The 14,022-nt window shown below is 41.2% G+C and carries 9 protein-coding genes; 7 read left to right on the forward strand and 2 right to left on the reverse strand.

Going from position 1 to position 14,022, the window contains the following annotated elements; all coding sequences use genetic code 11:
- Positions 1–55 precede the first annotated feature (55 nt).
- Positions 56–2,794, forward strand: coding sequence for a TonB-dependent receptor (locus tag ACFSQ3_RS07500; protein ID WP_380868919.1), 2,739 nt, complete (start codon positions 56–58; stop codon positions 2,792–2,794).
- 133 nt (positions 2,795–2,927) lie between these two features.
- Entirely contained in the window at positions 2,928–4,505 is a 1,578-nt protein-coding gene (locus tag ACFSQ3_RS07505) for a calcineurin-like phosphoesterase C-terminal domain-containing protein (protein ID WP_380868920.1), read from the forward strand.
- Between the two features lie 37 nt (positions 4,506–4,542).
- Here the strand turns inward: ACFSQ3_RS07505 and ACFSQ3_RS07510 are convergent, their stop codons facing one another.
- On the reverse strand, positions 4,543–4,860 hold the full coding sequence (locus ACFSQ3_RS07510) for a hypothetical protein (protein WP_380868921.1): 318 nt from the start codon (positions 4,858–4,860) through the stop codon (positions 4,543–4,545).
- A gap of 121 nt (positions 4,861–4,981) precedes the next feature.
- Here ACFSQ3_RS07510 and ACFSQ3_RS07515 point away from each other — a divergent pair, with 121 nt between their 5' ends.
- From ACFSQ3_RS07515 to ACFSQ3_RS07535, 5 genes are all read left to right on the forward strand, one after another.
- Positions 4,982–5,755, forward strand: coding sequence for an XRE family transcriptional regulator (locus tag ACFSQ3_RS07515; RefSeq protein WP_380868922.1), 774 nt, complete (start codon positions 4,982–4,984; stop codon positions 5,753–5,755).
- 295 nt (positions 5,756–6,050) lie between these two features.
- Positions 6,051–8,486, forward strand: a complete 2,436-nt coding sequence (locus ACFSQ3_RS07520) for a glycoside hydrolase family 31 protein (RefSeq protein ID WP_380868923.1) — start codon at positions 6,051–6,053, stop codon at positions 8,484–8,486.
- Between the two features lie 98 nt (positions 8,487–8,584).
- A complete protein-coding gene (gene glgB / locus ACFSQ3_RS07525) occupies positions 8,585–10,504 on the forward strand; it encodes a 1,4-alpha-glucan branching protein GlgB (RefSeq protein WP_380868924.1) in 1,920 nt (639 codons plus the stop codon).
- A gap of 1 nt (position 10,505) precedes the next feature.
- Positions 10,506–11,933 carry a glycogen synthase gene (locus ACFSQ3_RS07530; protein ID WP_380868925.1) on the forward strand — a complete coding sequence of 476 codons (1,428 nt, stop codon included), beginning with the start codon at positions 10,506–10,508 and terminating at the stop codon, positions 11,931–11,933.
- Positions 11,923–13,191, forward strand: a complete 1,269-nt coding sequence (locus ACFSQ3_RS07535; protein WP_380868926.1) for a glucose-1-phosphate adenylyltransferase — start codon at positions 11,923–11,925, stop codon at positions 13,189–13,191. The genes ACFSQ3_RS07530 and ACFSQ3_RS07535 overlap by 11 nt, the downstream gene beginning before the upstream one ends.
- Here ACFSQ3_RS07535 and ACFSQ3_RS07540 read toward each other — a convergent pair.
- Entirely contained in the window at positions 13,178–13,978 is an 801-nt protein-coding gene (locus ACFSQ3_RS07540) for a Cof-type HAD-IIB family hydrolase (protein ID WP_380868927.1), read from the reverse strand. The genes ACFSQ3_RS07535 and ACFSQ3_RS07540 overlap by 14 nt on opposite strands.
- Between the last annotated feature and the right edge of the window lie 44 nt (positions 13,979–14,022).

Raw genomic sequence — 14,022 nt, forward strand, 5'->3', positions numbered from 1 at the left:
AACTTGGGATGAGTTGCTTAACTAAAATTTGATACCGCCATTTGATTCGTTACGTGTGCCTGTTAGACGAGTAAACTACTGGATATTTTCAATGCTTCTTGCCGTGCTTTTTACGCATCAAGCAAATGCTCAGGTGCGCGGTAAAGTAGTTACAGGTACGGTTACGGATTCGTTAAAAAATGGTTTGAAAGGTGCTAATGTTTTTTTACAATCGGAAAAAGATACACTTTACACCATTACCAATGCCCAAGGGGTTTATCGGTTCAAGGGCGTCGTAGGTGCCGATTTACGGCTGACGTATTTTATGTTAGGCAGAGAACGTCAATTAGCTAACATCAATGTGGCTGATCAAGAAAGCAATACCATTGTTTTATCAACCGTAAAATTACTTCCAGGTTTCTCGAATATTGATCCAGTACACATTTTGCGTAATAAGCCTATTCTACAAAAGGGAGATACTACCGTTTTTACGATGTCGGGTTTTACATATTTACAACATTCGCTTTTAGAAGATGTTTTACGCAGTTCCTTGCCCGGCTTCAATGTGCTGCGGGATGGTACGACCTTCTATAACGGAAAGGTAATTTCTTCCGTACAGGTCGATGGACGAAGATTTTTTGGTGGCGATGTTTTGACGGCAACTCGGAATCTACCAGCGGATTATATCAAGCAGATCGAGGTCATTGACCATTATGGCGACATGGCTGAAGTAAAGGGAATTAAAAATACAGAGCCCGAAAAGGTTATCAATATCATTCTGCACGATGATCGTAAGGAAATATTTTTTGGTCAGGCAACGGCTGGTGGAGGAACAAACGAACGTTATCTCGGAAGTGTTGGTTTGAATAAATTCGATCGAGGGCGAGAGGTTTCCATCTTAGCATCTACCAATAATACGAATACCAGCTTATTTGCTTTTGGATCTCCAGATGGAGCGGGCGGACGTTCTCCTAATCTATCGGATATTGGAGATTATGCAGATCAGGCGGATGGTTTGAATAAAATCAATTCGTTTGGTGTAAATTTCTCCGACGATATCGGGCAACGTACGCGCTTATCAGGAAGTTATGCGTTCAGCAAACGAAGCAATGAGACAACAGGTAATTCCATGCTGCGATCGACGTATAGCGGTTATCAGATTACCAAAGCTGACGATTTTACGTCGATAACAGAAGATAAAACACATAAGATCAATTTCGAAATTAATTCCAAGTTTCGAAATAACGATATTTTGAAAGTGACACCGACTGTAAGTCTCAATCGATATGTGCTGGACAATCAGCGTAGCACTCTTTTGCGAAATTTCAGACTAAGAAACGATGGTATTTATAAGGATTCATCAACTATAGAGCGGCCTAGCTATCAATTAAATGCACTGTATTCAAAAAACTTTGAACATCCCAAACGCAAACTAGTTGGTGATGTGAAAATGGGATATGATCGATTAGATAAGCTTGAAGATGTTTCAGAATCCTATGTTATTTTTGATACTACGGGTGGAGCGCCATCGATCAGTCGGTTTAATCAAGATCAAATTGTGAACCAATATGATGGAACTCGGTCAGTTAAGGCTGCCGTTTCGTATGTCGAGCCTTTTTTCGACCATAGCTTACTGGAAATATCGTACGAATACGATCTTACCGATATCGAGATGTCGCGGCGCGTGCGTGTTCCCGGCGATCGAGATCCCATACAAATAGATTCGTTGGGATTAAGATATGACTACTCATTTAGTAGTAATCGGACTGGATTGTTGTATCAGTATGAACCAAACAAACGCTTTAGAGCGAACGTAGGTTTTGCTGTGCAACCATTGCGATTAACTGGACAGGTAGCTAACGATACATTGCAGCATCGCTATCATAACATCAATTTGGTGCCTTCGGCAATAATCAGATATCGTTTTAACGACGAATTGGATTGGCAATTAACGTATAATGGACGGAATAGCCAGCCCAATTTTCTGCATATTGCACCCATCCGAGATAACACCAACTCCAGACATATCGTGATCGGAAATCCATTATTGCGAGCTGAATTTGTTAATAGACTTTCTACGGTGTTTCGAAAATCGATTATCAATAAAAGCCAGTATTTGGAATTGAATTTAGCTTACAATTTCACGAGCAATAAGATTGTATCTTCTAAAACTGCGACCTCCGGAGAAACCATTCAAGAAACGACATTTACCAATACAGATGGTTATTACGAATTGAAAAGTTATTATACCTTCAACAGTCCGCTTTTTACAGATCGTCTTAATATGGATGTATCTGGCAACTTGGATTACTTCAATAACATCGTTTTTGTGAACAGTCAACGCAGTTTGACGCGTCAGTATTTATTTGCGCAAAATTTGCAACTACGCTATAATTGGGACGAGTATTTCGAATCTGTGTTTAACACAAACTATTTCCTAAATCAAGCGAATTTTGAAGTGCCGAGACGTCAGCGTGTGGCCGCGCATTCCGTATTATTTAGTTTGGGTGGGAGAGGATATGTTAACGACCGCTTCATGTGTGGAGCAGAGATGTCTCAGAAGTTTTTACGCGGTTATGCACAGGATATCACAGATGTGAGTCCGAGCATAATTAATGCGTACGTAGAATATTCATTTTGGAAAAACAAGATGGCTTTGCTCCGGCTCGAATGTTTCGATTTGCTAGATCAAAATAAAAACGTAGGTGTTGTTACGGAATATGTAGGGAACGATATCTTTGAATCCAGAAACAATCGGTTAGGAAGATATTTCATGTTGACACTAAACATGCGTTTACAACATCTTCCTAAGTAAATCGTCGATTCCAAACAGCCAATATTGATATGTGAAAAGTTTATTCACATTTTCATAATAATATCTTAATAGCTCATCATCAGGTAGCCGTCTTCTAAAAATTACCTTTGCGAAATAACAATTTTGCAAGAGAATGAAGTTTACTTTCATATTTTTCGGACTCGGCTTATGTCTAGCTTTTTCCGCTTTCGCACAGGATCGGGTGTCGGGTACGATTTATAATGACCAAAATGGCAATAGCCAAATGGATGAGAACGAATTGGCGTTAGAAGGCGTAGCAGTAAGCAATGGCCGAGACGTAGTACTAACCGATAAAAACGGAAAATATCAATTACCGATCGGCGACGATAATATTGTTTTCGTTGTAAAACCAAGTGGATACACTTTTCGAAGGAATTCGGACAACTTACATCAATTTTACTACATTCATAAACCTAAAGGTTCTCCCGTGGACATGAAATACGCAGGTTCTAACCCAACTGGAGGTATTCCAAAATCGGTCGACTTTGGTTTGTTGAAACAGGACGAAAGCGATCAATTCGACGTATTGGTTTTCGGAGATCCGCAAACGTATGATGAACGCGATATGACGTTTTTTCAGAAAGGTATTATCGATGAGGTTGGTGATACGGAGCGATTTTCTTTCGGATTGAGTTTGGGAGATTTAGTTGGCGACAACTTGAATTTGCATCCATTGTATAAATCTACCATTTCGACATTGAAATTGCCATGGTTTAATGTTATGGGGAATCACGATATGAACTATGATGCGACCGTCGATTCGCTCTCGGATGAAACATTTGAAAAGAATTTCGGTCCAGCAAATTATGCGTTCAATTATGGCAATGCGCATTTCATAGTGCTAGATAATATCATTTATCCCAATCCAGCTACAGGAAAAGGCTACGTTGGTGGGTTCCGCGAAGAGCAATTACAGTTTCTAAAGAATGATTTAAAACTTGTACCGAAGGAAAAATTGGTGGTTGTTGCTTATCATATTCCGATGTTGCTGAATGATAGAAATTCGGAACATTTTCGCTCAAAGGACAGACAACGATTTATGGATATCTTATCCGAGTTTCCGAATACCTTGTCATTATCCGCACATACGCATTTTCAGACGCAGATTTTTTTTGATCAGGCTGATGGGTGGAAACGAGAGAAGCCGCATCATGAATACAATGTCGGAACAACATCCGGCGACTGGTATTCGGGTGAATTAAATGACGAGGGGGTTCCGATATCTACTATGCGAGATGGAACACCCAAAGGATATATGTTTTTACATATCGACGGGCACGATTACCAGTTTGATTATAAGGTTGCTGGCAAAGATATAGATTACCAAATCGCCCTAACCGGAGCTGAGATTGTGTCTGAAGAATTTGTTCGAAGCCAAGCATTGTACGCTAATTTTTTCATTGGTTCAGAGCGTGATAAAGTACAATATCGCTTAAATGACGGCGAGTGGAAAGATATGATTTATACCAGAGAAATTGACCCAGACTACGCTTTTCACACGTTGGGGTACGACCAAATGGTGGCTAACATTAAGTCGGGTAAAAGACCTTCCAATGCAGAGAATTCAACTCACTTGTGGAAGGTGCGATATCCAAAAATGCCGGTTGGGGAGCACCGTTTGGATGTGCGTGCTGTGGATATGTTTGGTAAAGAGCATCAAGCTTCGAAGGTTGTGCGCGTAGTAAAATAAGCCTGAAAACCGAAAATATATTGTGTCGTTCTGTTTGTTAGCTAGCTTGGCACGCAGAACGATACAATGATAGCAAAGGTTTACTTGGGTAGAGATTCAGCCAGTTTGGGTTTTGTTTACGGATTAACCGTTCTCTTTGCATTCTGGTGAACGTTTTTAACTCCAACAACTTTTTATTAGCCATAGATTCTGTGGCAAAAGTTTCTTCGTATACAACACGAGTTAGCATAGGTTTGCCAATCAGTTGATTCTCCCTAACTTCCGCTAACTCTTGCAACAAAAGCGATATATCTTGTGTTAGTATTCCTTCCAAAAACTGTCTATTGTTATCTGTTACTAAAACTACCCTATACATAATCAAACTTTTTATCGTCCAACCAAATTGCTAAGCAATTTGGTTGCATGTGTTTTTTTTACTAATTTTATTGGCACAATATTACTAATAAATTTAGTTTTACAAAAATATAAGCGAGAAAATGTCAAATATATCGGCCAACCTAAAATATCTACGTAAGAAAAAGGGACTTACACAACAGCAGTTTGCAGATGCAATAGAAATAAAAAGAGCGTCTGTCGGCGCTTACGAGGAAGATAGGGCAGAGCCGAAATACGATTTGCTAAAAAAGATAGCTGATTTTTTTGATTTAACCATGGATGAGCTGGTGGATCAAGTTATTGACGACAAGTGGAAGCCTGTCGCCAAGTCTCAAGCTTCCAATTTGCGCGTAATTAGTATTACGGTAGATGATCAAGATCGAGAAAACATCGAATTGGTTCCAGTAAAAGCAAGTGCTGGATACATGAATGGATACGGAGATCCAGAATATGTTCGCGAATTGCCACGTTTTTCCTTGCCTATGTTTAATCAAGGAACATACCGCGCTTTCGAGATCAAAGGCGACTCTATGCTTCCGTTACCTTCCGGTAGCATTATAATTGCAGAATATCTAGAAAATTGGACGGAAGTTAAAACTGGACAAACTTACGTTGTGGTTTCAAAATCGGATGGTATTGTTTACAAAAGAATCGGCCAAAAATACAAGGAAGATAAAGGCTTGAAGCTTGTTTCTGACAACAAAACATACGAACCATATTGGGTTGATCCGTCCGATGTGTTGGAAGTTTGGAAAGCGAAAGCATCCATAAGTATGGAACTGCCGGAACCAAATCCGGAACCGTCGTTAGAAGCTATTAGTTCCATGATGGCGCAGATGCAAAAAACGATCAACGCGGTTGCTGATAAAAAATAATTGTACGAAATAATTTATCCGAAAAAGTAATCGGTAAGGGCAGTAGCGCAGGCTGCCGCCCATTCTACTATTTTATGTATCAATACATTCATATTATCCTTTTTGGTAAACAATGATTTAGTTATAGAGCGGAAATTAGTCAATAATTCAATTGAGCTTAATACACTTTAGGCCAATCTGGTCCGTCCTTCGGCGAATGCTATAAAAAAATCGGCCAATTCATTATTTCATGCTCGCTTATTGATGAAAAAGTCCTATTTTCAAGCAACATTGTTTACTCGAAAGGCGATTTTTTATGAAAGATACTCAAGCTGCTGAAACTCCATCTTCCTTGCAAGACGAAATTCACCACGTTAATAACCCGGTATTAGATCTACCCCAGATTGAAAAAAAATATCTAACGCAGGTAACAGGATATACACGAGAGGGACATGCTTTTTATTTCACAGATGGTCGTGCGCGCGTTGAGGTCAAAATTTTTTCTGATGAAATCATTCGTGTTCGTCTAGCTCCAGAAGGGGTCTTTTTAGCAGATTTCTCCTATGCCATTGCAGAAATGGCTAGTGCTCCGACATCATATAAAATAGAGGAAACCGAAGAAGCTTACCGGATCTCCACAGCGCGGACTACGTGTTTTGTGCGTAAATCTGACTTTCATATTTCTTTCGGAGATGCGCTTGGTCAGGTTATAAATCAAGATTGCAAACCGATGCACTGGGAGGAAAATGCGGATTTTGGTGGATACTATATTTATTGCACGAAATCTGCTCCTCAGGATGAAGTTTTCTTCGGTTTGGGAGATAAGGCGTCAAACTTAAACTTACGCGGTCATCGCGTTAAGAATTGGAACTCCGACACATATTCTTTTGCTTTCAATCAGGACCCGCTATATAAGACTATTCCTTTCTATTTGGGTGTTACGGAAGGTAATGCGTACGGAATTTTCTTCGATAATACATTTAAAACATACTTCGATTTTGCTGCCGAACAGACCGATCAAACAAGCTTTTGGTCGGAAGGCGGTGAATTGCAATATTACTACATTCAAGGTCCGCAACTTATCGACGTTGTTCGCCGCTATCACCAATTAACTGGCACTCATTATTTGCCGCCTTTGTGGGCAATAGGATACCATCAATGCCGTTGGAGTTATTACCCTGAAAAGATGGTGCGCGATGTGACAACCGAGTTTCGTAAACGTCAAATTCCATGTGATGCCATTTATCTAGACATCGACTACATGGACGGTTACCGATGTTTCACTTGGAATACTAAATATTTTCCGGACCCGAGAAAGATGATTGCTGATCTGGCGGCCGATGGCTTCAAGACCGTTGTCATGATCGACCCGGGAATCAAAGTGGACGAGAACTACTGGGTGTTTCAGGAGGGTCAAGCCAAAAACTACTTCTGCCGTCGCGGCGACGATTATTTCATGGAGGGATTTGTGTGGCCTGGGCGCTGCCAATTCCCAGATTATACCAACCCGGAAGTGCGTACATGGTGGGGTGGATTGTACAAAGGATTGGTAGAAGACGGTGTTGCTGGGTTTTGGAACGATATGAATGAGCCAGCAGTTTTTGGAAGAGGCACTTTTCCAGATGATGTTCGCCATCAATTCGATGGTCACCGCGGATCGCACCGCAAGGCGCATAATATTTATGGAATGCAGATGGTACGCGCAACATACGATGGGCTAAAGAAGTTGTATCGCAATAAACGCCCATTTACCATTACAAGAGCCGCCTATTCCGGTGTACAGCGCTATTCATCAGTTTGGACAGGAGATAATGTGGCCACTTGGGAGCATTTGCGTATCGGCTTGTTGCAGTTGCAACGCTTGTCGGTTTCCGGATTATCCTTCTGTGGAACAGACATTGGTGGATTTACCGGCAATCCGGATGGAGAACTTTATACACGATGGATGCAGTTTGGAGTCTTTTCGCCATTTATGCGTGTGCATTCTGCAGGTGATACGCGCGATCGCGAACCTTGGAGCTTCGGTCCGGAATGGGAAGCTATTTGTAAGAAATTCATCGAATTACGGTATCAACTGCTTCCGTACATTTATACGGCATTTTGGCAACAACACAAGTTTGGCGATCCTATCTTACGTCCGATCGCCATGTTAGAGCAGCATATTCCCAAAAATCTACGACGCGAAGAAGAATTTGCATTTGGTGATCATATTTTGATATCGCCCGTACTTAATCCCGGTCAAACCAACAAGGTGGTGTATTTACCGAAAGGTACTTGGTACTATTACTTTAACCATCAAACATTTACAGGTGAAACGGAACATCAAATCGATACGCCAGCAGATGAGATGCCGATCTTTGTCCGGGGTGGTAGCATTATTCCAGAGTATCCTATTATGCAATATACATCAGAAACTAAAATCGAGGAATTGACATTGCGTTTCTTCTTTGCAGAAGGCCGGTTTGACTCGTTTGTGTATGATGATCAAGGAGAAACCTTCGATTACGAGGATAAGCAATATGCTTGGCACCACTTCATTACTGAATCTGATACAAACTCATTCAAAGTTTCCCAACTAGAAGAAGGACATTACATCCCGTACTATAAAACATATAAGTTTTATTTAGTTGGTCTGGCTTTTAATCCACAATCTATTAAGGTAGATGGGGTGGTAGTAGCAATCCAAAGAGACGAGGCGGGCGATTATATCATTGTTGATCGCGCATTTAAGAAAATAATTGGCCAATTGTAGAACAAACCGCCGGTAAGGCTGTTATGAAAGTGATGTCTACATGCTTAGGAAAGCGGTGAAAACACGACATATATCATCCAAATTTATACACCATCCATATGAGTGAGCCTGTAACGGCCTTTAGCATGTTTAGCGAATTTGATATTGCACTATTTCGATCGGGAAAGCATTATAAGCTATACGAAAAATTAGGGTCTCGCACGGTAGAGGTAGATGGTGAGCATGGTGTTTACTTTGCCGTATGGGCGCCGAATGCGAACTATGTTTCGGTAATTGGTGATTTTAACGGATGGAATAGCGCGGAGCATCCACTGATGGTTCGTTGGGATGAAAGTGGAATTTGGGAAGGTTTTATTCCCAACTTATCAAACGGAACACATTATAAATACCATATCGGAACTGCAACAGGTGAGAAATTAGAAAAGGCGGATCCATTTGCTATCCGTACCGAATTGCCGCCTCGTACCGCTTCGATCGTCGATACCACTTGGTACATGTGGGAAGATCAAGACTGGATGGATCGTCGATACGACAAAAACGCGCTAGATAAACCTTTTTCTGTTTATGAAATGCATATTGGCTCGTGGATGCGTGATCCAGCAGACCCGGAACGTTTTCTGAATTATCGAGAAGTTGCCGAACGCTTGGTTCCTTATTTACAGGAGATGAATTTTACGCATGTAGAATTTATGCCTATTATGGAACACCCATATTACCCGTCTTGGGGTTACCAAATTACCGGCTATTTTGCATGCTCATCCAGATACGGATCTCCGCAAGATTTTATGTACCTTATAGAAGCGTTACATCAGGCTGAAATTGGTGTCATTTTGGATTGGGTACCTTCTCATTTTCCCGGAGATGCACACGGATTGTATCGATTTGATGGCTCGCATCTGTTTGAACATGAAGATCCGCGAAAAGGTTATCACCCCGATTGGAAATCATACATTTTTAATTATGGGAGAAACGAAGTTCGTTCATTTCTAATCAGCAATGCACTATTTTGGTTGGATCGTTATCATGTTGATGGGTTGCGGGTAGACGCAGTTGCGTCTATGTTGTATTTGGATTATTCGAGAAATCATGGTGAGTGGGAGCCAAATGTATTTGGCGGAAATGAAAACTTGGATGCTGTACAGTTTTTGAAAGAATTCAATGAAGCCGTTTACACAAACTTCCCATCTGTGCAGACGATTGCGGAAGAATCGACATCGTGGCCAGGCGTGAGCAGACCGACTTATCAGGGCGGTCTTGGGTTTGGCATGAAGTGGATGATGGGATGGATGCACGATACCTTAGCATACTTTAAAGAAGATCCTATAAATCGTAAGTATGCACATGATAACATGACTTTTGGAACGGTTTATGGCTTCCATGAAAACTTTATGTTGCCGTTCTCGCATGACGAGGTTGTTTATGGGAAACACTCTATGCACTACAAAATGCCTGGCGATGACTGGCAACGAATTGCTAATCTACGTGCACTTTATGCATATATGTTTACATTTTTGGGAACCAAGCTTTTATTCATGGGAAGTGAGTTTGGGCAAACGGCAGAATGGAATGTAGATCAATCCTTAGATTGGCATTTGTTAGATTATGAGCCACATCAAGGAATTAAGAAATTAGTTAGCGATTTGAATCGTCTATATCGGAATGAACCTGCGCTCTATGAGAAGGCATTTAGTCCGGAAGGTTTCCAATGGATAGAAATGGGTGCTCGCGAAGAAGGTGTATTCGCTTTTCTACGGAAAGGTCACGATGCAGCAAACGATCTGATGGTCGTACTAAATTTAACACCGGTGGTGCGTCGCAATTTTAGAGTCGGTGTTCCATTTTTGGGTGAGTGGGAATCCATTTTCAATTCGGATGATCCAATATATCATGGTAGTGGGATCAGTCAGTCAATAGTAAACGCAGAGCCAACATATTGGATGCACTGCGATCAATCGATTAGTATAGATCTACCACCATTGGCAGGTTTAGTTTGGAAGCGTAAATCAAAAGTTAAATAGGATGAAAGTTGTTCATTTAAGTGTAGAATGTTTTCCGGTCGCTAAGGTTGGTGGTTTAGCAGACGTAGTTGGGGCACTTCCAAAATATCAACGTACGCTAGGGATTGATGCGTCTGTGGTGATGCCATGGTTCGATCGACCTTTTCTCGCACAGCATAGTACTGAGTTGGTGGCTAATGGAACAATTAAGCAGGGAGGTGATTATCTCGATTACGAAGTGCTGAAAGAGCAGGAAGATACACTTGGATTCCCTTTATATTTTATCCGCATCCAGGAAAAATTGGACCGACCCGAGGTATATTGCTATCCCGATGAAGCCGAACAATGGATTGCATTTCAACATGCTTTTCTACATTATCTACATCAACAAGAGGAACTTCCCGATGTTATTCATTGCCACGATCATCATGTAGGCTTAATTCCATTTTTGCTGAAACATGCATTGGATTATCGTGATCGATTTGAATCTATCAAAAGCGTATTTACCGTCCATAACGGACAATATCAAGGCTGGATGGATTGGGAGAAAGCGACGCTATTACCGATTTATGACACATGGAAATGGGGATTGTTGGATTGGGACGGCGTAATTAATCCTTTAGCGACCGCGATAAAATGTTGTTCTGCCTTTACAACCGTTTCTGAAGGATATATGCAAGAATTATATCAAGATGCAAACGGATTGCAAGATCTTTTTAAAATTGAATCGTATAAAGCCGAAGGTATTGTCAATGGTATTGATGAAGCTTTTTGGAATCCAGAAACAGATACCAGCTTAGAAAAGAATTATAGCAAAACAAGTTTCCGTTCCGGAAAATCCGCCAATAAAAAATGGCTTGCTAAAAATTATGGTTTTTCATCCACTGTGCCGCTGGTTGTTTTTGTAGGTCGTTTCGCCTTCGAAAAAGGAGCAGATTTGCTTCCAAAAATTATTGATGAATTGTTAGAAAAAAGCGAAGTAGCGGTTTTCGTTTTGGGTTCGGGCGATGAAACCATTAGTGAGCAATTGGCAGAACGTGTTAAAAAATACGAAGGCCGTTTGGCAACGTTTTTCGGTTACAACGAAAGCTTGGCGCACAAAGTGTATGCTGCAGGCGATCTTTTACTAATGCCGTCCCGTGTAGAACCCTGTGGTTTGAATCAGCTTTATGCTATGAAGTACGGAACAATTCCTGTTGTTCGTGGCATTGGAGGATTACGAGATACGGTCGTAGACGTCAGCGAAAAAGACGGTTACGGATTTGTCTTTCCTGATCCAGACGCGGAGCAAGCGTCAGCGTGCGTAATTCGCGCTGTAAACACGATAAGCGAAAAGAAACAATTCGATCAAATCCGTAAATTTATCATGCAGCTCGATTATTCTTGGGAAAATTCTGCAAAGAAATACGTCAAATTATATCACCGTTTAGTAGAAAGTTATGATGCATAAAGTAGTTTCCATAGTATTAGGTGGGGGTAGAGGTACAAGGTTGTATCCACTTACAGATCAGCGGTCTAAACCGGCTGTTCCAATCGCTGGTAAATATCGTTTAGTGGATATTCCCATTTCGAATTGCTTGAATTCGGGATTCAATAAAATTTTCGTTCTTACTCAATATAATTCTGCATCCCTGAATAAACATATTAAGAATACGTTTAATTTCAGCGTGTTCAGTAAGGGTTTTGTAGATATTCTAGCGGCTGAACAGACGAACGAGGGCGACCGCTGGTTTGAGGGAACAGCAGATGCTGTCCGTCGTACGCAAAAGAACTTAATCGGCGTCGATTATGACTACATCCTTGTGCTATCCGGGGATCAGCTTTATCAAATGGATTACTCAAAGCTGATCGACTTTCATGTGGACTCGAAAGCGGAGATTACTTTGGCAACTATTCCGGTAAATGCACAAGATGCGACGGGTTTTGGTATTCTGAAAGCGAATGAGAAAAATGAGATAGAATCCTTCATCGAAAAGCCATCCACGGATTTACTAGTGGATTGGGCATCAGAAGTGCCTGATCATTTGGAAGCGGAAGGAAGAAAGTACTTAGCATCTATGGGAATCTATGTATTCTCCAAAGGTATATTGAAGCAGCTTTTAGAAGAAAACCCAGGAATGGATTTCGGTAAGCACATTATTCCGGATGCTATCGGTGTGAATCGTGTAATGAGTTACCAATTCGAGGATTATTGGACGGATATTGGTACTATTAGTTCATTCTTTGATGCGAACATTGGCCTTACGGATGATATTCCAAAGTTCAACTTATTTGATAATCCGGTGTTTACCAGAGCGCGTATGTTGCCGCCTTCGAAATTTGGAGGAACCACTGTTGATAACAGCATCGTTGCGGATGGTTGTATCATTCACGCGGATAAGATCAGTCGATCGGTAATCGGAATTCGCTCTCGAATAGGTATAGGAACGGTTATTCGTACGACCTATATGATGGGCGCCGATCTTTATGAGAATTTAGATGAATTAGTGGATATGTATCAGACGCAAGAACCACCTCCAATAGGCGTTGGAGAGCGTTGCTATATCGAAAATGCCATTCTAGATAAAAATTGCCGAATAGGCAACGATGTTCGCATAAAAGGTGGAGGCAAACTTAAAGACGGTGATTTCGATAAATATTCCATCGTCGATGGCATTGTCATCATCAAGAAAGGTGTTACCATAGAAAATGGTTTTACGATTGGCTAATTACGCCAAAATGTACTAACGCATTCCAAACGCCGTCTTCGTCCACGTGATCTGTGACGTAGTCGGCGTTTTCCTTTACCTGCGGATTTGCGTTACCCATAGCGATGCCAATTCCAGCATGTTTAAGCATTTCGATATCATTTCCCCCGTCACCGAATGCCATCGTTTCCGATATATCAAACCCAAAGTGCTCGCAGAAGACATCCAAACCTACGCGTTTACTTTGCCCCATTGGGTTGACGTCCGCAAAGGTTTCAATCCAACGCGTTGCAATAGAATTTGGCATAATGGTGCGCATGAAGTTCTCCTCTAGATCGGGATGGATAAATACGTTGGTTTGCAAGATGCTGGAGGTGTCTAAGGTTTCAAAATCAACTAATGGCGGGGTAGGTAGATTCACGGTTTCGTACATCATGTCGATTTCCGGCGTAACGTGGTAGATAGTTACTTCTTTCTCCGACATGAAAGAATAGCTAATAGGTGTTCCCTTGCTGTATTCAATCAATCGTTCGATATCTTTAGGATCCATGGTCGCCTTATGCAGTACATTGCCATTTGAAGCATCAACACAGTATCCGCCATTAAACGTGCTGTAACCATCAAAATTAAAGTGCTTAACGTGATCTAGGCTGTTTATTGATCTTCCTGTGGATAGGATCACTTTAATCCCTTGTTTCTGCAATAGTCGGATGGCATCTTGCGTTGAAAGTGGCACCTCGTGCGTATTAAAACTTATCAGGGTGCCATCGATGTCGAAAAATACGGCTTTTATTGTGGAAGACTGCATATACAAACATATCATTATTTCGCCGTATATCCTACCTGCAGATG

This window comes from Sphingobacterium corticis (assembly GCF_042684745.1).
Classification (GTDB): domain Bacteria; phylum Bacteroidota; class Bacteroidia; order Sphingobacteriales; family Sphingobacteriaceae; genus Sphingobacterium; species Sphingobacterium corticis.